This is a genomic window from Gardnerella swidsinskii, assembly GCF_003397705.1.
Lineage (GTDB): Bacteria > Actinomycetota > Actinomycetes > Actinomycetales > Bifidobacteriaceae > Bifidobacterium > Bifidobacterium swidsinskii.
On sequence record NZ_QJVB01000002.1, the window covers coordinates 17,611 to 38,670 of the forward strand.

The 21,060-nt window shown below is 37.8% G+C and carries 16 protein-coding genes, 5 tRNA genes, 1 CRISPR repeat array and 1 riboswitch; all 21 genes read left to right on the top strand.

The genetic code is table 11. The annotated features are described in order from the left end of the window. Positions 1-259: 259 nt before the first annotated feature. The 21 genes from cas3 (at position 260) to D0T18_RS02470 (ending at position 20,951) form a co-directional block, all read left to right on the top strand. Entirely contained in the window at positions 260-3,097 is a 2,838-nt protein-coding gene (cas3, locus tag D0T18_RS02370) for a CRISPR-associated helicase Cas3' (protein WP_116440412.1), read from the top strand. 3 nt (positions 3,098-3,100) lie between these two features. Continuing rightward, positions 3,101-4,771 carry a type I-E CRISPR-associated protein Cse1/CasA gene (gene casA, locus D0T18_RS02375; protein ID WP_116440413.1) on the top strand — a complete coding sequence of 557 codons (1,671 nt, stop codon included), beginning with the start codon at positions 3,101-3,103 and terminating at the stop codon, positions 4,769-4,771. Positions 4,772-4,792: 21 nt separating this feature from the next. Beyond that, positions 4,793-5,404 (top strand): type I-E CRISPR-associated protein Cse2/CasB, encoded by a 612-nt coding sequence (gene casB / locus D0T18_RS02380; protein ID WP_116440414.1) that lies wholly within the window; start codon positions 4,793-4,795, stop codon positions 5,402-5,404. A gap of 84 nt (positions 5,405-5,488) precedes the next feature. After that, positions 5,489-6,577, top strand: a complete 1,089-nt coding sequence (gene cas7e, locus D0T18_RS02385) for a type I-E CRISPR-associated protein Cas7/Cse4/CasC (RefSeq protein ID WP_116440415.1) — start codon at positions 5,489-5,491, stop codon at positions 6,575-6,577. A gap of 58 nt (positions 6,578-6,635) precedes the next feature. After that, entirely contained in the window at positions 6,636-7,511 is an 876-nt protein-coding gene (cas5e, locus tag D0T18_RS02390) for a type I-E CRISPR-associated protein Cas5/CasD (protein ID WP_116440416.1), read from the top strand. Beyond that, entirely contained in the window at positions 7,512-8,159 is a 648-nt protein-coding gene (cas6e, locus tag D0T18_RS02395) for a type I-E CRISPR-associated protein Cas6/Cse3/CasE (RefSeq protein WP_116440417.1), read from the top strand. Between the two features lie 35 nt (positions 8,160-8,194). Next, positions 8,195-9,136 carry a type I-E CRISPR-associated endonuclease Cas1e gene (gene cas1e, locus D0T18_RS02400; RefSeq protein WP_116440418.1) on the top strand — a complete coding sequence of 314 codons (942 nt, stop codon included), beginning with the start codon at positions 8,195-8,197 and terminating at the stop codon, positions 9,134-9,136. A 1-nt stretch (position 9,137) separates the two neighbouring features. After that, complete coding sequence (cas2e, locus tag D0T18_RS02405; protein ID WP_116440419.1) at positions 9,138-10,217, top strand: type I-E CRISPR-associated endoribonuclease Cas2e; 1,080 nt, start codon at positions 9,138-9,140, stop codon at positions 10,215-10,217. A gap of 107 nt (positions 10,218-10,324) precedes the next feature. After that, positions 10,325-11,938: a CRISPR direct-repeat array (repeat unit 28 nt; unit sequence GTCTTTCCCGCATACGCGGGGGTGATCC). 146 nt (positions 11,939-12,084) lie between these two features. Beyond that, positions 12,085-12,372, top strand: a complete 288-nt coding sequence (locus tag D0T18_RS06800; RefSeq protein WP_162861132.1) for a hypothetical protein — start codon at positions 12,085-12,087, stop codon at positions 12,370-12,372. 400 nt (positions 12,373-12,772) lie between these two features. Beyond that, positions 12,773-13,516, top strand: a complete 744-nt coding sequence (locus D0T18_RS02415; RefSeq protein ID WP_116440420.1) for a DUF3800 domain-containing protein — start codon at positions 12,773-12,775, stop codon at positions 13,514-13,516. A 263-nt stretch (positions 13,517-13,779) separates the two neighbouring features. Beyond that, positions 13,780-13,852 (top strand) — tRNA-Gly (locus D0T18_RS02420). A gap of 28 nt (positions 13,853-13,880) precedes the next feature. Then, positions 13,881-13,951: transfer RNA gene (locus D0T18_RS02425), tRNA-Cys, on the top strand. A gap of 30 nt (positions 13,952-13,981) precedes the next feature. Further along, positions 13,982-14,053, top strand: a tRNA-Val gene (locus D0T18_RS02430). A 39-nt stretch (positions 14,054-14,092) separates the two neighbouring features. Next, positions 14,093-14,165 (top strand) — tRNA-Val (locus tag D0T18_RS02435). A 246-nt stretch (positions 14,166-14,411) separates the two neighbouring features. Further along, a riboswitch (TPP riboswitch) is annotated at positions 14,412-14,501 on the top strand. Between the two features lie 145 nt (positions 14,502-14,646). Next, positions 14,647-15,888, top strand: a complete 1,242-nt coding sequence (locus D0T18_RS02440; protein ID WP_116440421.1) for a hydantoinase/carbamoylase family amidase — start codon at positions 14,647-14,649, stop codon at positions 15,886-15,888. Between the two features lie 342 nt (positions 15,889-16,230). After that, positions 16,231-17,715 carry an allantoin permease gene (allW, locus tag D0T18_RS02445; RefSeq protein WP_116440422.1) on the top strand — a complete coding sequence of 495 codons (1,485 nt, stop codon included), beginning with the start codon at positions 16,231-16,233 and terminating at the stop codon, positions 17,713-17,715. Between the two features lies 1 nt (position 17,716). Further along, complete coding sequence (allB, locus tag D0T18_RS02450) at positions 17,717-19,093, top strand: allantoinase AllB (protein WP_116440423.1); 1,377 nt, start codon at positions 17,717-17,719, stop codon at positions 19,091-19,093. 60 nt (positions 19,094-19,153) lie between these two features. Continuing rightward, the gene (gene thiS / locus D0T18_RS02455) at positions 19,154-19,351 is read left to right on the top strand and encodes a sulfur carrier protein ThiS (protein WP_004106666.1); all 198 of its coding nucleotides are present in this window, start codon (positions 19,154-19,156) and stop codon (positions 19,349-19,351) included. Continuing rightward, positions 19,352-19,975 (top strand): sulfur carrier protein ThiS adenylyltransferase ThiF, encoded by a 624-nt coding sequence (gene thiF / locus D0T18_RS02460; RefSeq protein WP_116440424.1) that lies wholly within the window; start codon positions 19,352-19,354, stop codon positions 19,973-19,975. Next, positions 19,965-20,732, top strand: coding sequence for a thiazole synthase (locus D0T18_RS02465; protein ID WP_004108959.1), 768 nt, complete (start codon positions 19,965-19,967; stop codon positions 20,730-20,732). Before thiF ends, D0T18_RS02465 begins: the two co-directional genes overlap by 11 nt. 143 nt (positions 20,733-20,875) lie before the next feature. Beyond that, a tRNA-Gly gene (locus tag D0T18_RS02470) sits at positions 20,876-20,951 on the top strand. The last annotated feature ends 109 nt before the right edge of the window (positions 20,952-21,060 follow it).

Consider the following 21,060-nt stretch of genomic DNA (forward strand, 5'->3'; position numbering starts at 1 on the left):
AATCACAATAACAATGCCGTTGATGTATAATCGCTTTTGATAGGCTTTCCTGCATGCGCGGGGGTGATCCTTCTGTGTTTCGTGTTCTATCGTCTTTCTCGCATTGGCGAGGCAATTATTGGGGCTTCAAATGCATGCAATACGTTTGAAGCCCTAATTAGTTTAGTAACGAATATGCAACACAATCTTTCTTAAAGCTCTTATTGAGAGTATATTTACCATTATTTAGTAATCATTGTGGATTAAGGGGATAGTAGGTATGAGTTGTAATCATATTGTTAATCCTGCATTATGGGGTAAAAAGAGAGAAGCTAATGGAGTAATGCAATGGCTTCCTCTTGCTCAACATCTTGAGGATACTAGAAATGTTATTGGTCAATTATGGAATCACTGGCTTAGTGATGGTCAGCGAAGATTGATTGAATCATCATTAAGTAAACGAGTTGATGCGAAAAAATTATCTCAATTTTTAGGGTGTGTTCATGATATTGGTAAAGCTACTCCCGTTTTTCAGTTTCGAAAGTCGTCTTCAAATTCAGAAGATTTAGATATTGCGTTAAAAAATAAGTTAGCTACTGTTGGTTTTACAAATATTGATTATTTTATTGATAAGCCAGAAGGTTGGTATAATAGTCATCACACTATAACTGGTCAATTTATTCTTTCTAATGCTGGAGTTCCTGAAGGAATTTGTGCAATTGTTGGAGCTCATCATGGTAAACCTTTAGATAATGATTCTGTTTGTAAAAGTAATAAGTCTAAATATCCTGACAATTACTATCAAAGTGAAACTGAGAGTGAAAATAGTAAATTATGGAAAAAGTTGCAGAATGATATTTTGGTTTGGGCTTTAGAAAGAAATGATTTTTCTAATGTAGATGATCTTCCTGAAATAAGTGAGCCAGCACAAGTTTTGTTGTGTGGATTAGTAATTATGGCTGATTGGATTACTAGTAATGAACACTATTTTCCGCTTATTTCAATAGAAAAAGATTTGATTGAAAATCAGGAAGAAAGATATAGAAAAGGTTGGGAAAAGTGGTTGCAACATGGTTCTAAAGACGTATGGGAATCATTAAATTGCTATAGTGATGTTTCACAAACATACAAACATCGTTTTGGTTTCTTGCCAAATAATATTCAGTCAGCGTTGTATGATGCTATTTCTCAGTCTAAAGAGCCTGGAATTTTTATTCTTGAATCTGCAATGGGATCGGGGAAAACAGAAGCCTCTTTAATTGCTGCTGAGCAATTAGCAAATCTAACCGGAAGAAGCGGAGTATTCTTCGGTCTTCCTACTCAAGCAACTTCTAATGGAATGTTTAGGCGAGTTGAGGATTGGCTTAAAAGTGTGAATAGTGATTTTCAGGGTGAGATTGGTTTACGTTTAGTTCATGGTAAAGCTGAACTGAATGCAGATTATGCGCATTTGCCGTATGGAATGCAAAATATGAATGATGGTTGTGAGAGTAGATTTAGTAATAATGATGTAAATAATAATGGAGTAATACTTAATGATTGGTTTACTGGGCGAAAAACCGCAATGTTGGATGACTTTGTGGTTGGTACAGTAGACCAATTTTTGTTAGCTTCATTAAAGCAAAAACATCTTATGCTTCGTCATTTGGGTTTAAGTAAAAAAGTTGTAATTATTGACGAAGTGCACGCTTATGACGCTTATATGAATAAGTATCTTGAAGAATCTCTTATTTGGATGTCAGCATACGGTGTTCCTGTAGTGTTACTTTCTGCTACTTTACCTGCTAAGCGTAGAAAAGAACTTATAAAAGCTTATATGTGTGGGTTGTTTGGGTTTAATTGGAGAGAATGTGATAAATCTAATGTTGATTTTGAAACAAATAATTATCCTTTAATCACTTACAGTGATAAAAACTGTGTAAAACAAAAATTTATTGAAAATGATGTTAGTGATAATAAATCTATTTCTGTAAGAAAAATAACAGACGATAACTTACATGAATCACTTGTTAATGAGCTTAAATCTTTGCTAAACAATGGCGGTATTGCTGGGATTATAGTAAACACCGTTAAAAGAGCTCAGGAAATTTATAATGCCTGCGTTGATGAGTTTAGTGATTACGAAGTTATAGTTATTCATTCGCAATTTATTGCTACAGATAGAGTTAGAAAAGAACAACAGATTTGCAATATGATTGGCAAGAATGCTCATAGACCTGCTCGTGCAATAATTATCGGTACGCAAGTATTAGAGCAGTCGCTTGATATTGATTTTGATGTTTTGTTTACTGATCTTGCTCCTATAGATTTATTACTTCAGCGTGCTGGTAGATTACACAGGCATACGATAGAACGCCCAGAAAATTTCACAGAGCCAATTTTATATGTGTTGGGAACCAGTGATCGTTATGAATTTGATAAAGGTTCAGAGTCTATTTACAGCAAATATTTACTTATGAGAACCCAATACTATTTGCCAGATGTTATAAACATGCCTAAAGATATTTCTCGATTAGTGCAAATAGTTTATGGCGATAATCCTTTAGAGTTACAAGAAGATTTGAAAGATGTGTATGCTGTTGCAAAAAGAGAACACGATTCAGTAAGAAATAGTAATGAAAGTGCTGCAAAAACATATAGAATTGAAAATCCAGAATCAGAAATTGGTGAAAGATCTATTGTCGGCTTGTTGAAGAATCCAATTACAAATGAATCTGATGAATTTGCATGTGCTCAAGTTCGCAATAGTGGTGAATCTATAGAAGTTATTGCTGTGAAAAAAGTTGGGTTTGGTTATGGAACTTTCCATGATTGTGAAGATATTTCACAAAATATTGATGATGCGGAAGTTGCAATGAAACTTGCTCAAGAAACAGTAGGATTGCCGTGGATGTTTACACTAAACAGCAATCGTGTTGATGAAACGATTAACGAACTGGAAAGAATACGCAAACAAAATCAATTCAAAGACTGGGATAATCAGCCTTGGTTGCGAGGTTCTTTGGTGCTTCTATTCGATGAAAATAATATTTGCGAATTATCGAAATACAGAGTTGCATATTCTGAGAAAAGTGGTATTGTGTGTATTAAGAGTTCAAAAGAAGACAGAAAGGAATAAAGGGTGAGCAGATTTAATTTATTAGATGAGCCTTGGATTTCCGTCATTGTAGACAAAAAAGGCCACAATAAGCTCGTATCAATTACAGATGTGTTTAATCATGCATCTGAATATAAAGCTCTTGCGGGAGATATGAAAACACAGGACTTTGCATTGCTTCGCGTTTTACTTGCTGTGCTTCATACTGTTTTTTCTAGGTACGACATTCATGGAAATTCTCGTGAATTTGATTCAGGTGAAGATGATGAATATTATTTCAATAAAGAAACAATGAATATTTGGCGCGAAGTTTGGAATTCAAAAAAGTTTCCAGACGCAGTTTTCAAATATTTAGAACAATGGCATGATCGTTTCTACCTTTTTGATGACAAGTATCCATTTTTGCAAGTACTTAAACAAGATATCGATAGTAAAAAGCTTGGTGGCAAATCTCCTAGTGAGATATCTGGTAAAAATATAAATCGATTGATTTCTGAAAGTAACAATAAAATAGCTGTATTTTCTCCAAAAGATAATGTTGATAACAACAAATCGTCACTTACTGAAGCACAATTAGCAAGATGGATTATTGTGTTACAGTCATACGTTGGATTGGCAGATAAGACCATTTTTGGTACGGAAAAATATAAAGCTTCTAAAGGATGGCTTTTTGACCTTGGTGGCATTTACATAGAAGGCGAAAACCTATTTGAAACTCTTATGCTCAACTGTGTACTTGTTGGCGAAATGCAATCTCCTGAGAAAAAACAAAAGCCATGTTGGGAATATTCAGGAGCGGAAAATATTGAAAATTCGTTTTATGAAACATTTATTGACAATATTTCTCAACTTTACACTCGCTGGAGTAGAGCAATATATATAAATCCTGATATTAGCATTGATAAGCCAATATCGGTTTCTATAGTGAAACTTCCTGATATTAATCATCAAAATGCTTTTATTGAGCCGATGACAGTATGGCAGTACAACAAGGAACGTGAAAACAAGGACAAATACACTCCAAGGAAGCATAAAGTAGAAGAATCTATGTGGAGATCATTTGGGTTACTTACATTGCAAGAATCAGATGATGGGATCCTAAAAAATCACAAACCAGGCATTATGGAATGGTTAAACAAAATTAGTAAAGATATTGAAGGTTCTTCTATTTCATTACAGGCTGCGAGTATGAAAGATGATGGTAATGCTACATCTTGGGTTCCTACAGATGAAATATGCGATACTCTGCATATTGATGAAGTTGTAGTAACTGATAATTCTGACAACGGATGGGTGGGCAGAATTAACAATGAAGTCGAGTATACAAGATCTGCCATAGGATTTATTTACAGGCAATTTCTTCTAGACATATGTGAAATACGTAATAGAAATAAAGATGATGCAACTAAATATGCTGATAAGTGTATTAGTCATATTTATTTCTTAGTCGATAAGCCGTTTAGACAATGGTTAGCAAATATTAAACCAAAAGATTTAATGAACGAACGATGTACTCAATGGAGAAATACTTTGCATAGCATACTTATAAATGAAGCAAAAGGCATGTTGGAAAATGCTACATTGCGTGATTTTACAGGTAGGCCTGCTGTGCAAAGTGAGAAAGAAACTACAAAAAATATAGTTACGGCTTACAGCATTTTTACTAGTCGCTTAAAAAAATTATCAAAAAAATAAAGACATAGAAAGGAGGCTATTATGGCTGAAAATCAAAGCAAATCTGTTGAAGTATCTAATGCTGTTAGAAAAATTATCAATCAATTTTTGAATGGCTCAGATATTGCATCAAGGCGAGCTATGCTTGCTCAACTGCGTCACACAATTGGTAAGCCATTAAGTCAGTCTGTAGAAATATGGCCATGGATACTAAGCAATGTTCCAGAAAGCTTTATCAATAAATATAGTGAAGTTAGCTATCAAATGCGATCTGTTATAAATACTTTGCAAATATACGCATTGTATGAACAAGGTAGTGTAGAAAAATCAAGTTATAAGGATTTGAACAAATCTGAAGATTCAGAAAATGAAAAATCTTATAACAATATGGGAACAGCTTTAAGAGCACTAAGAAGTGACGAAGGTGTGCGTGGAGCGATGGATAGACGCTTTAGTGTTATGATTACTGCAAGCGATTACGAAAGTTTTTACTATTACCTTCGTCAACTAGTTCGACTACTAAAAAGCAGAACAAAAGAAAATCAACAAGCGATTGATTATTCTAAATTAGCACGCGATTTGTATTTGCTTCAGTTTGAAGATTCAGAAAAAATAAGACTTTCCTGGGCACAAGAATACTATCGCTTTAGCTAGTAGCAGTACTTTTTAGCTTTCAAAAATTACATATTTTAAAAACAGCATTATTAAACAATTAACTAAAATTAGAAAGGCAAAATCATGAACGCTCATTTATTCTTAGATATTCAAGCAATCCAAACTGTTCCACCATGCAATATTAATCGTGATGATGCAGGCAGTCCAAAAACTGCTCAATATGGCGGTGTAACTAGAAACAGAATAAGTTCTCAATGCTGGAAACACTCAATGCGTGAATACTTCAAAGAGCACGGCGGTAATTCTAATGTTGGAATACGAAGCAAAAACATTGTTAAATACGTTGCCGATAAAATCATTACGTTAAAACCAGAATTATCTGAACAAGAAGCATTAGATTTAGCAGATAAAACGTTAAATACTGCTGGAGTTAAAACTAAAACAGATAAGGGTGAAACAGTTCCTACAGCAAAAGCTTTATTCTTCTTAGGAGAGACTCAAGCAAATTCTCTAGCGCAAGCAGCAATCAATAAAGTTACTGACAAGAAGCAACTGCAAGAAATCTTGAAAGATAATCCACCTATTGATATTGCTTTATTTGGTCGCATGCTTGCAGACGATCCATCGCTTAATGAGGATGCTTCTTCTCAAGTTGCTCACGCAATTTCCACTCACGCTGTTCGTGCTGAATTTGATTACTATACTGCTGTTGATGACTTATCTACTGAGGATAATGCTGGAGCTGGAATGCTTGGAACAATAGAATTTAATTCTTCAACGCTTTATCGTTATGCAAATGTGGCAGTACATGAGTTTAGCCATCAGTTGAGCGATAACAAAGAATCTACAATTAATGCTCTTAGACTTTTTATTGAAGCTTTCGTTAACGCTATGCCTACTGGAAAAGCAAATACTTTTGCGAATCAAACTTTGCCGCAAATGCTTGTAGTAACTTTAAGAGATGATAGGCCAGTGAACTTAGTTAGTGCATTTGAAGATCCAGTAAAATCTAAGGACGGATATGTTTCAAAATCTATAGAAAAGCTATCTCAAGAATACGAAAAAGTTCAAAAATTCGTCCATAAACCACTTGCATCATTCTATGTGACAATGGATTCTTCAAGTGAGGAGATTAAATTAGGAGTGGAAGAGCAAAGTATGCAGCAATTATTGGATGATTTTTCTTCCAAAGTCTCCGAATTGCTTCAGTAAATTTCTTAATAAATAACACTTATTGGTTGATGTTTAGTGTTTAACAGTTAGGAAGCTTATGAAAAGTTTATTACTGAAGTTCGCTGGGCCTTTGCAATCATGGGGTACAGATTCTCATTTTGAGACTCGTCACACAGACTACTATCCATCTAAAAGTGCGGTAGTAGGCATGATTGCTGCAGCTTTTGGATATAGAAGAAGTACAGATTGCGATGAAAATATTGCAAAGCTTAATGATTTAGATTTTGCAGTGCGAATTGATCAGCAAGGGAATTTGCTTAGAGATTATCATATTGCTGCAAAATATAAAGCTAACGGTGATTTTGAAAAAAATTATGTTACAAACCGCTACTATATAGAAGATGCTATATTTCTTGTTGCAATAGGATCTGACAATGAGAAACTCATAGATAGCATTAACGATGCTTTGCGCTCGCCATATTTCCAATCTAGTTTGGGTAGAAGATCGCTGCCTCCTACAGCTGATTTTATTTTAGGCGTAGAAGATTGCGGAGTAATTCAAGCATTATTAAAGTATGAGTGGCTTGCAAGAAAAGCAGGTAAAAACCAAGTACAAGTTTCTAAATTATCTATGCTCTCGCAATCTTCTAATGAATCATGTAATGCAGGATTTATATCTTTATATGCTGATTCAGATTTAGTAGATAAAGCAGAATGCGAATTAGCTAAAGATAATACTTGTACTTATAAAATTCAGTCGTATGTTCGTAAGCTACGAAAGGATTACGTTAATTCTTTCTCAAATAAGGAAAGAAAATTTGGATTTCGATACGAGTCAAAAATGGAAATTCCTATTGAGAAGATTTCGCACAATAATTCGAATTCAGAAAGCAGCAAATCAGATAGTGAACATCTAAAAGATTCTGAAACTTTTAGTTTTGAGCATGATGCTTTTTCTGGATTGGAGGCTTAAATGTCTTATTTGAGTAGAGTTGAAATTGATTATAAAAAACCTAAATCGCAGCTAGATCTTAAATCTGTAGGAGCTTTTCATAACTGGGTTGAACAAAGTTTTCCAGATGAATGGATAAATCATGAGCGAAGCAGAAAATTGTGGAGAATAGATTCTTTGAATGGGAAACATTACTTACTTATAGTGAGTGATTCAGAACCTAATTTACAACGTTTAGAGATGTATGGAGTTGCTGGAACAGCTTCAAGCAAGAATTATGATAAGTTCTTGTCGTCTTTAAAAAATGGTATGAAAATGCAATTTAGAGTAACTCTTAATCCTGTTGTTTCTATTTCTGATACTGCTGAAACTCGCACTACTAGAGGTAGGGTAGTACCACATGTTACTTATGATCAGCAGATGAATTTTTTGCTTAATCGCGCACAAAAATTAGGTTTTTCGTTGAACGAAAATGAATTCGCTATTGTTGAACGCGGATATAGCTTATTCACCAAGTCAGAAAAACCTATTCGATTAAGTAAAGCTGTTTATCAAGGTATTTTAACAATTAGTGATGCAGACATCATGCGTAAAACACTGCTAGAAGGAATTGGTAAAAAGAAAGCATATGGCTTTGGAATGATGACAGTAATTCCTTTAGACAATTAAATAAATGACGCTATTTTATTAAAGGCTGTAACAGTATGAAAAAGAAATTCGGTGCCAAAAAAGCTGAAATACCAGAGCTTCCACGTATAAGCGACAGAGTGAGTTTTATATACGTAGAGCATGCGAAAATTAATCGTCTTGATAGTGCTGTTACAGTCTTTGATGCAAATGGAACTATAAGAGTTCCTGCTGCAATGATTGGCGTTTTACTTTTAGGTCCTGGCACTGAGATTACTCACAGAGCTATGGAATTACTTGGAGATGTTGGCGCAAGCATAGTTTGGGTTGGCGAGCATGGTGTTCGCAATTACGCTCATGGTAGAGCATTGTCAAGAAGCTCAAGATTATTGGAAAAACAAGCAAAACTTGTTACTAATAGTAGATCAAGATTGAACGTTGCGAGAAAAATGTATCAAATGCGTTTCCCTAATGAAAACGTATCGTCATATACTATGCAACAATTGCGAGGGAGAGAGGGCGCTCGTGTTAGACATTTATACAGGGAAATGTCTAACAAATACAATGTCCAATGGAATGGTCGCGATTATAAAGTCAATGATTTTGAAAGTGGCACTGTTGTTAATAAAGCATTGTCTGTAGGTAATGTATGCCTTTACGGTTTAGTGCATAGCATAATATCTGCTTTAGGTTTAGCACCTGGATTAGGTTTCGTGCATACTGGACATGATCTTTCTCTTGTATACGATATTGCAGACTTATATAAAGCTGAATTAACTATTCCTGCATCTTTTGAAATTGCTGCTCGGTGTGAATCCGACGATGACATTGAACAGTTAATGCGTTTGAAGATGCGCGATTGCTTCGCAAATTGCAATATAATGTCTCGTATTGTTAATGATATACAAAATCTTCTTGAAATCCCGATTGACGACCAAATTACTGTTGATATAATACATCTTTGGGACGATAAGGAACTTCTAGTAGCTTCTGGCGTAAATTACAGTGAGGTGAATTGATATGCCGTTAACTGTGATTACGATGACGAACTGTCCACTATCTTTAAGAGGTGATTTAACTAAGTGGATGCAAGAAATAGCATCAGGCGTTTACGTCGGCAATTTTAATAGTCGAGTCCGAGAAGAATTATGGAAGCGTATAGAAGATAGTGTTGGCAATGGTGCTGTAACAATGAGCTTTTCTTCTAGAAATGAGATTGGCTATGATTTTAAAACTATCCATTCGCATCGTGAAGTGGTTTATTCAGATGGATTGCCTCTAGTACGTATTCCAACAGTTGATACACTAGAAAACGATATTAAACATGGATTTAGCGATGCAGCACATTTTCATAATGCAAAGAAATTTTCAAATATAAGGCGTAAAAATATTAATACTCCTTCTAGCACAATTGAAAATAATCTTGCTAATGAAAATATTAGTTATCTAAGTTATGATAATGCTTCTCAAACTGCAAAATTTGCTACGGATAATGAAGAGATAACTTGTACCGATTACTGGAAGGATTTTATAGATAAAATAGATAAAAATTTTGTTGTAATAGATTGCGAAACTACAGGTTTAAATAGCAAAGTTGATAAAATCATTGAAATTGGAGCCGTTAAGTTCATTGATGGAAAAATTGAAGAATTCCAGAAATTAATAAATATTAATTGCGATAGCGTTAGTAATTTTAACAAAAATAATTTTATTCCTAATGAAATTATTGAGCTAACTGGTATTACATCCAACATGCTTGAATCTTATGGTGTCAGATTAGATTTAGCATTAAAAGAATTTATTGATTTTGTCGAAAGATTACCTGTACTTGGATATAACGTACAATTTGATATGTCATTTTTAAATTCTGCTTTATCTTCATTAGATGAAAGATTTGATCATTCTCTTTCAATTAACAAAATTTTTGATATTTCTCGTTTTGTAAAGAAAGAAAAGAAATTTTTAAAAAACTACCAATTAAAAACAGTGCTGCACGAATACAACATTGCTGAATCTGTTCCACATAGAGCTCTTCTGGATGCTAGACTAACAGCGCATCTTGTTTTTAATTTGAAAGGATTGCTAAAATTTATTTCATAAAAATAAAATACTGTTGTGCCATGCTCTGTGATAGGCTGAATCTGAAAAGTAAATGAAATTTGACTGTTTCTGTTATAGAAATGGTAATTTTATTGGGATCTTTAAGTGTCTTTCCCGCATACGCGGGGGTGATCCTAGTAGTGTCTGCGTATTCCTCACCTAAAGACAGTCTTTCCCGCATACGCGGGGGTGATCCCATCATCTTCATAACTATGTGCTTTAATCCAAGGTCTTTCCCGCATACGCGGGGGTGATCCCTTCCGCGTCAATATTTGTTTGCAATTGTTTATGTCTTTCCCGCATACGCGGGGGTGATCCTCACGCGTTGTAAGTAAAGCAACTGCGTTAGGAGTCTTTCCCGCATACGCGGGGGTGATCCTTTGAGAAGACATGACAATGTGCATACGATTTTGTCTTTCCCGCATACGCGGGGGTGATCCTGTACGACACGCTGCAAACTATCTCACGAAATGGTCTTTCCCGCATACGCGGGGGTGATCCGCAAGAGGGCGCTTACGTCGCGCGCAAGAAATAGTCTTTCCCGCATACGCGGGGGTGATCCTCTCCAAAACCCAAGATGCAGCCAAATTAATAAGTCTTTCCCGCATACGCGGGGGTGATCCCTCATCTGATAATAGCATAAAAATTTTGGAAGGGTCTTTCCCGCATACGCGGGGGTGATCCCGATGATGTGAAAGAGTTATTGCCAAAGCTTGCGTCTTTCCCGCATACGCGGGGGTGATCCCAGTTGCATGATAAGCTTGGGCATTTAACTCAGGTCTTTCCCGCATACGCGGGGGTGATCCCTTATGAAGCAGATGTGGTTTCGCTTGGTAAAAGTCTTTCCCGCATACGCGGGGGTGATCCCGTTTTAGCACTAGTATTCAAAGCCAGCTTAAAGTCTTTCCCGCATACGCGGGGGTGATCCGCAAGTCAAAGAGATTGTAAGCTGTCGCAGCTTGTCTTTCCCGCATACGCGGGGGTGATCCCATCAACGATAGCGCGAGAACGAGCTACGATAAGTCTTTCCCGCATACGCGGGGGTGATCCTGTACTTTGTTTTGTTTTCTGCATTTCCGTAAGGTCTTTCCCGCATACGCGGGGGTGATCCTAGATCTATAAAAGAGTTCAGCTTTTCCCTGCCGTCTTTCCCGCATACGCGGGGGTGATCCTAGATCTATAAAAGAGTTCAGCTTTTCCCTGCCGTCTTTCCCGCATACGCGGGGGTGATCCTTGAGGTTTTGACAGCTTATCTAAACATTCTTTGTCTTTCCCGCATACGCGGGGGTGATCCCTATTGCCTTGTAAGAAATCCGCAAAAGAGGATGTCTTTCCCGCATACGCGGGGGTGATCCACCAACTTATTGACATTCAAGTAAAAATAAATGGTCTTTCCCGCATACGCGGGGGTGATCCCGACTTGCGTGTCTGCGAATGTAGTAGGGTCAAGTCTTTCCCGCATACGCGGGGGTGATCCGCAAACATTGACGCAGAAATTGCAAACCGTGGTGTCTTTCCCGCATACGCGGGGGTGATCCTTCTATCAAAATAATCACCGTCGTGAATACTTTGTCTTTCCCGCATACGCGGGGGTGATCCCAAACGCGGACGCGCTATTTTCAGCAAGGCGCGGTCTTTCCCGCATACGCGGGGGTGATCCTCTGCTCAGCAGTTGCGCGTACCGCTTCAGCCGGTCTTTCCCGCATACGCGGGGGTAATCCCTTAAAATCCGTCGGCTTTTTAACGATAATTTTGTCTTTCCCACATACGCTGATGCTATCCTGGAAGTGCGTTTATCAAAAAGAAAGAGCTTAGCGTGTTGTTACTGCATAAATGATGTGGAAGATAAGAGAGGTGTGAAAAGCTAATGGATATGATGAAACTTTGTTATGACATGGCTGAAAAACTTCGTCCCTATGCTGAGCCATATATGAGTGAATTTTCCAAAGAATTTGCTAATGATGCTATTGGCGCAGGCGAACCGTCAGTTGCGATTGATATTTATTTAGTAGACGCATGGTTACACAAGAGCGCACCTAAAGAGCTGCTAATAGAAGCTTACAATTTATTAGACCCTTATGAATGCGGCGATGACTATGACGATATAGCAGACGATTTAGGAGTCCCTCGTAAAGTCCATTCACCAGATGAATAAATAAATTTTGAACTATAACTACACTTTTTTGGCATATAACCCAAAGAGCTGGTCATTCCCCCAAACCTACCCCGTGAAGGGTCAATGGTAAGGGGGATCCACAGCTCTATATTTGATTTTATCATATGAGCATCTTCATTATCGCAAGTGTGACTCATATTGTTGTTATTGTTTAGCAGATTTATCATACGTAATACGCGCAAGTATCAAAACTGTTTCCTTAACGCAACAATTTTTATACAAGATATAAATAAAAAAACGATTAAAATAAGCTACATCTTCTATATTTATACTTATTTTTTCAATAAAAAATTATTAGCACAATTTATATTACTGGTATAATATTTTGCAGTATTTACTATTTTGGGGAATACAAAATATGAGAGTTGGGAAGTAGGACATGAACAAAAATACTTTTGGCGATTATATTGTTTTTGTTGATGAAAGCGGCGACCAAAGTCTTGTTAGCATAGACAAGCAGTATCCTGTGTTTGTTTTGTCTTTTTGTATCTTTGAAAAGAAGCATTATGTGGAACATGTTGTGCCAGAGATTCTTAAATTAAAGTTTGATTTTTTCGGTTCAAATATTCCTATACTTCATGAACGTGAAATTAGAAAAAGAATTGGAGTTTTTAATATTCTTATGGAATATTCAGTAAGAAATGAATTTTTCAATAGATTAAATCAAATAATTGAATCATCTAATTTTACGATTGTTTCAACAGTGATAGATAAGAATAAATATTCTCATTATGATGCTCCTAAAAATCCTTATTTCGTTGGCATGAATTTTGGTATTGAGCGCATTTTTTATGAATTGCAGGAACGTAATCAAGTTGGGAAAACAATTCCTATTATTTTTGAGAGTCGTGGCAATAAAGAGGATTCTAATCTTGAAAAGGCTTTTAATAACTTTATAGCTTCTTCTAATATTCGTGGCATTAAAGGAATGTTTGATTTTAATTGCATAAGTAAATCTGCTAATTTGCAAGGTCTTCAATTGGCTGATTTAGTTGCTAGACCTATTGGTATACATTATTTGCATCCTATGCAATCTAATAGAGCGTATGACATATTGAGAAATAAAATCAGAAAATCTATAGATGGAGAAATTAAAGGTTATGGCGTAAAAGTCTATCCATAAAATGAACCTTATTGATTGAGTGATAGTAAGAAAAGCAAAAAGCTCTAGGCATAACGCCTAGAGCTTTCGCCGACCGAGTACTCCCAATCCATTTGTTCTACCATTGTATCATATATAATCTTATTTACTAACAAACATCCAACCAACGCACGCAAACACCACCAAACGACACGCCAAAATAGGCGAGGGCTTGCATTTGTAAATATTTCGGGTATAGTAGTTACTCGTGCTTCGGCGCTGACGTTGGTCAGTAAAGTTGCATTGCGGACATAGCTTAGTTGGTAAAGCGCAACCTTGCCAAGGTTGAGACCGCGGGTTCGAGTCCCGTTGTCCGCTCTAGGTCCGATGAGTTATTCGACCTTACGGTGGGTTAGCCAAGCGGTTAGGCAGCGGCCTGCAAAGCCGTATAGATGAGTTCGACTCTCGTACCCACCTCGATTAAGCTTCATGCTTAATAAACAACCTGGGCGGTTGGCGCAGTGGTAGCGCACTTCCCTGACACGGAAGGGGTCACAAGTTCGAACCTTGTATCGCCCACTCGAAAGGATTGCCTTTCACGCATAATTAAAAAATTTTGGGTGATTGGCGCAGCGGCTAGCGCACTTCCTTCACACGGAAGGGGTCATAGGTTCGATTCCTATATCACCCACAATATGTTCGCAGTGTAGAGGCACTGCGTTTTTTGTTATTTGGCTATTTTTTATTTTCTAACTTTCATATGAAAATTTTTCGCAGCCGAACACACACGCAACCACAAATGGAAGCAATATCTCATAGCAGTCAACCAATCAGTCAACCAATCAGTCAACCAAACAATCATTTCTTCACAGAAACACACATGATAATGTTCATTTTGAGTTCATTTAATATCGTGCTATACTCATCCGAGTACAAGTGAAAATTGCAGGGGTACTGGAAACAGTTGAGAAACACCCTTTGAACCTGTTTTGTTAAGACATGCGTAGGGAGCAATTACAGTAAGTGATTTCTTTCTGTCACGATTTTCGTGATATCTTGCGTTGCCACAAAGTAGTAGCAATTACACGAGTATCAACTAAACAAAAACCAAAAAATATCCGCCTGAATGTCACTTTTGGGAAAACTTGCACAAGTGAGGAGGAATACTGCACATGATTGATAGCAGCATAAGTGCTGAAACTATAGAATCAGCCATAAGCTGGCTTGCAGGATTCACAGAAAAACCAGGAGAACAAGGGGTTACTCGACCTCTTTACACAAAATCTTGGAAACAGGCTCTTTTTGCTCTTCGTCAACGATTTGAAAAACTCGGTATGACTGTAGAATTCGACCAAGTTGGAAACCTAATTGCAACTGTTGAAGGATGCGAAAAGCCAGGAAACATAATAGCTTGTGGATCGCATATTGACACAGTTTCAAGAGGAGGTCGTTTTGACGGCCAACTTGGAATAGTTGCAGCATATTTAGCAATTAAGAATTTACTTACTAGATATGGAAAGCCAAAGAAAAGTCTTCGCATTATCTGCTTAGCAGAAGAGGAAGGCTCACGTTTCCCGTACGTATTCTGGGGTTCAAAAAATTTCTTCGGACTAGCCAAAAAAGAGGATGTAGAAAATATTTGCGACAGTGAAGGTGTTCCTTTCGAAACAGCAATGCGTGAAGCTGGGTTCAATTATCAAACAACTCAACCTAAGTTCGCAAATCTTGAAGCCTGGATTGAGCTACATATTGAGCAGGGACCAACGCTTTACAGCAATCACGAAGATTTAGGTATTATCACTAGCATTGCTGGTCAGCATCGTTGGGATATTCATCTTAAAGGCGTACAAAATCACGCTGGCACAACAATGATGCCCTACAGGCACGATGCAGTAGATTGCATGTCTCATATAATCGCCAAGAATCTTGACAAAGCTAAGCAAGCAGGCGACCCACTGGTACTTACTTTCGGTAGAATCAGCGTAGTTCCAAATCAAGTAAATATTGTTCCTGGAGAAGTTACTTTTTCAATGAACTGCCGTCATACAGATAAAGCTTTTCTTGATAAATTCTTGCAGGAACTCGACGAAGATATTCACGAAACTGCCAAGTCTTATGGCATTACAGCGCAGATTGATAAGTGGATGTCTGACGATCCTACACCACTTAGCAACGATATTATTAATCTTTTGAAAGATCAAGCTAATAAGCAAGGTTATGCGTACAGAGTCATGCATTCAGGTGCTGGTCAAGATACGCAAATTTTTGCTCCGTTTGTAAAATCCGGAATGATTTTCGTTCCTTCAAAAGATGGTATTAGTCACGCTCCAGAAGAGTACACAGATCCACAAGACGCTGTTCACGGAGTAAAGCTTTTACGAGATGCTCTGCATAGTTTGGCTTATGAGGACTAACGAAAACCAACTAAAAGATAACGGAAACCAAACGAAAACCAAACGAAAACCAAAAAGAAATAGAAATTTAGGAAGGACGTAAAAGGCATATACGATGCAAACTTCACTGCTTAATTAATCGCAGCGAAGAAAAGTGAATATCGAATGAGAGTACAACGCTTATTCACGAATAAGAGGCTGATACGAAGGGGCGCACCACCACGGGTACGATATCCTTTCGTATCTTTTTTATTTTTGAGCAAAGTTGCGATTATTACTTTCAAAAAACTCAAAATAAAAAACGCAAAACTCAAAACACAAAAAAGAATCAAATTTACAAACAAGAAAAGTAAGGAGGTGCGCATGCAAATTAGTAAACTGCTACAAGACGAGCCAGTAGCTAGTAAAAACTTGGAATGTTACCGCGAGCGCGGCTACACTAACGAAGATTTACTGCCAAAGCCGCAAGAAAAACGCACAATGAGCGCTCTTAATTTTTGCACTTTGTGGATGCAGTCTGTACACAATATTCCTAATTATGCTGCAGTTGGAGCGTTCCTTTTGATGGGATACTCTCCAATTTACGTAATGATTGGTATCATGCTTGGCGCAATTCTTACAGCAATTGTCATGGTTGCTAACGGTGTTGTAGGATCCAAATACGGCATACCGTTTTCTATGCATTTGCGCGCAACATACGGAAAAGCAGGCGCTCAACTACCAGGATTCCTTAGGGGAGTAGTTGCTGCAATATGCTGGTATGGCATTCAAACATATATAGGCGCGAAAGCTTTAGAGATTCTAGTTGGCAAAATTTGCCCTGAGTTTCTTACGTTTGGAAGCAAAATACCATTTGTAGGTTCGCACATACCTATTATTATCTCCTTCGCAATATTTTGGTTGTTTAATTTGGCGATTGGTTTAGGTGGAGGAAAGACTCTTAATAAGCTAACTGTAGTATTAAGCCCGCTTATTTACGTTGTTTTTGGTTGCATGAGCGTATGGGCTATTAGCTGTGCTGGTGGTTTATCTGCAATCATGCAATATCATGCTACTGTTCAAGCGCCAACTAATTACGGTCTTGGGCTTTTCATGATGATGGTTGTAAATTCTGTACTGGGTGTTTGGGCTGCTCCTGCCGTTTCTATTGCTGATTTTACGCAAAACGCAAAGTCAACTATGGCTCAACTAAAAGGTCAAATTGCTAGCTTCTTGCTGAGTTACGCGCTTTTTGCTTTTACAAGCGTAGTTATTTTAGTGGGCGGATCGCTTTTTTACCATGAAACTATTACAGATGTTCTTGTTATCATAAACAAGTGGGATAATCTTCCTGCAATTGCAATAGCTACTGGGTTGCTTCTACTTACTACAGTTTGCACAAATGCTACTGGCAATATTGTTCCTGCAGCATACCAGCTAACTGCTTTAGCTCCGCGATTTGTAAATTATAAGCGTGGCGTAGTTATTGCAGCTCTTGTAAGCACTGTGTTAATGCCGTGGAAGTTTATGGCTAATATTACAGGCTTTTTGAATCTTATTGGTATGCTTTTAGGCCCTATTGCAGGTGTTCTACTTGCTGACTATTACGTAGTAAAGCGCACGCATATTGATCTTGATCAAATTTATTACGATACAAATAGCTCGTCAAAATCTGCTTATTCTGGAACTAACTGGATATCTTATACTTCTACGATACTTGGGCTTTTATTTGCTCTTTCCGGGCAGATAATTCCTCTACTTTCACCGCTTACTCAAATCTCATGGATTGTGGGATGCGCTGTAGGTTTCGTGTGTCAAATATTACTATCAAAAGTTTTTCAGCCAACAATGGCTAAAGAAAGGAAATAATATGAACTACGATGTAGTAATCACAAACGGTTTGGTTGTATTCGATAATGAAGCAACTAAAGCCGATATAGCAATTAAAGACGGCAAGTTTGCCGCTTTTGGAAGCAACTTTACAGCCGATAAAACTATTGATGCAACTGGTTTAATAGTTGTTCCTGGAAAAGTTGATTCTCATGTTCATATTAACGCTCCAGGCGGCGGCGTTCGCGACGATTGGGAAGGTTTTGTAACAGCAACTTCTGCCGGTGCAAAAGGCGGTATTACTACAATGCTGCAAATGCCTTGCAATCAGATTCCTGCTACTACTGATGGAAAATCATTTGAGGCAGTGCTTGAAGAAGCCGACGGAAAGCTCAAGGTTGATGTTGGTCAAACTGGTGGTTTGGAGCCGCAAAATCTAAACGGTGGAATATGCGAGCAAGATAAGCAGGGTGTCGTTAATTACAAGGCATTCCTTGGAACTACCGGCGACAGGGATTTGCAAGTTGATTTGTATAATTGCGACGATTATTCCCTCTACACAGGTATGCAGCAGATTGCTAAAACAGGCAAAATTTTGATTATGCATTGCGAAAACGCTCCTATTACAGATCAGCTTGGAAAGAAAGCTCATCAAATGGGAGCTAGAAAGCTTTCTGAGTTCGTAGCAACCAGACCTGTTTTCACTGAAGTTGAAGCTATTGAGCGCGCTTGTCTTTTTGCTAAAGAAACTGGATGCAGAATTCATATTGTTCATGTTTCTTCACCAGAAGGTGCTCAAGCTGTTGCTGACGCTCGTAAGAATGGCGTTGACGTAAGCTGCGAAACTTGCAACCATTACCTGTATTTCGACACTTCTGAGCTTGACGAGATTGGAAATATTGCTAAGTGCACTCCGCCGATTCGTGACAAGGAAAACCAGAATGGCTTGTGGGAAAAGGTTTTTGACGGTTCTATTAACTTCATTGTTTCCGACCATTCGCCAGCTCCTTTGAGTTTGAAGCAAACTGATGATGCTTTCACAGCTTGGGGTGGTATTGGTAGCGTTCAAAACGATGTTGATGTGTTCTTTGATGAAGCTGTGCAAAAGCGCGGAATGTCATTAACTCAATTTGTGGCATTGAATTCTAGCAATTCTGCAAAACGCTTCGATCTGAAAGGAAAAGGAAGCATACGTTTGGGTTATGATGCAGACTTGGCATTCATTAAACCAAATGCTCCTTATGTTCTTAAAGCTGAGGACCTTGAGTATCGCAATAGGTTCAGCCCGTACGTTGGTCGCACTATTGGCTGCCAGGTGGTAAGAACTTTGCTTCGCGGTGAAGAAATTTACAGCAAAGAAAACGGCGTTTGCGAAGACTTTAAAGGCAAGTTTATTCTTCATCCAGCTAAGGATTAGGTAGAATCTTTAAACGTAATATTTAAAACTTAAAGCATATTCTACAGAAAGGAGGTAAGTGTGCTGAAACTTAATCACGATACTGTGGATTATGTTGAGAACGAGAATTTACTTGAACTACTTAAGCGCGAAGGCTACGACAGTACTTTTGTTGCAATAGAAGTTGATGGTGAATTAGTAAAACGCAAAGATTTTGAAACTTTCATAGTTAAAGATAACGCAAAAATTGAAGTATTTAGCATTATGGGAGGAGGATGAATGGAAAGTGACGATATTCGCGCAAAAGTTCTTAAACGTCAGCTAAAGGAAGATAATGATTTGTTTGCTCAACAATCAGTTTCAATACTTGGCTGCGGCGGTTTAGGATCAAATATTGCGTTGATGCTTGCGCGAGCCGGCGTAAAAAAGTTGTACATTTACGATTTTGACAGTATCGAGTATTCGAATTTAAACCGTCAAAATTATACGATTAACGAAATTGGACAACACAAAGTATCTGCTACTAAAGCGCGGCTTAATGAAACTTTGCCGTACGTTGAAGTAGAAGCTTTTGTGCAAAAAGTTACGCCGGAATCGTTAGATGAGATTGCTGAGCGCTCCGACTTGTTTATTGAAGCATTCGACAATCGCGAATCGAAAGCAATGGTTCTTGACTATTTCATGAATCATCCTAACAAATATGTTATTACTGCTTCTGGTTTATCTGGACTAGGAGATATTAGGAACATCAAAATTAAGCATCTTTCAAACGTGTGCTTAGTGGGTGATTTTAAGTCTTCTCCTGAAGAAGGCTTGTATTTGCCTTATGTTTCGATTATCGCAAGTTTAGAAGCGTTAGAAGCGTTGAAATGGATAAAAAATGGAGGAAATTATGGAGAATGAAGATTATTTAGAATTGGGCGGTAAGAAGTTTACTTCTCGATACATTTTGGGTTCTGGAAAGTATTCTGAGGAGCTTATTGATGCCGCAGTAAATAGTGCTAAAGCTGAAATGATTACTGTAGCAATTCGCTATAGCGAGAAAGCTGCAGGAATTTTAAAGCATATTCCAGAAGGCGTTACCATTTTGCCTAATACTAGCGGATGCGTAACTGTAGAGGAAGCAGTTAACACTGCACATATTGCTCGCGAAATGGGTTGCGGAAACTTCATCAAGCTTGAGATTATTCCTGATCGCAAGTATTTATTGCCAAACAATGAAGCTACTTTGCAAGCAACAAAGATTTTGGCTGACGAAGGTTTTACTGTTCTTCCTTACATGTATCCAGATTTGTACTTTGCTAAGGCAATGCGCGACGCTGGAGCTGCCGCAATTATGCCTCTCGGCTCTTTGATTGGCTCTAACAAGGGTCTTGAAACTAAGAAGTTTATTCAGCTTATTATCGACGAAATCGATCTTCCTGTTATTGTCGATGCCGGCATTGGCGTTCCAAGCCAGGCTGCTGAAGCAATGGAAATGGGTGCTGCAGCTGTAATGGCAAATACTGGAGTTGCTACTGCAAACGATATTGTGCTTATGGCTAAAGCATTCAAGCTTGGTATTGAAGCAGGCCGCGCAGCTTATCTTGCAGGCCCTGGTCGAGTGCTTGAAAAGGGTGCAACACCATCTTCTCCAAAGCGCGATGACGAAAGCAAGTAAGCAAACAAATAAAATAAGTTTTCAACTTAAAACACTAAAAATCTGAAACAAGTAAGCCTTACAAGTGCAGCAAATACTTGTAAGGCTTGCGACATACCTAATTTGCACTTTTTATGAAAATGATATAAGGTATTCACTTGTTTGCGGACATAGCTTAGTTGGTAAAGCGCAACCTTGCCAAGGTTGAGACCGCGGGTTCGAGTCCCGTTGTCCGCTCCATTTTTTTCTCAATATTCGAAGCCGTCGTATTCTCTTATTAGCAATCTATTGATGAAATAATTTCGATAAATAATGTCGCGCATTTTATAACATGCATAATTTCTTATAT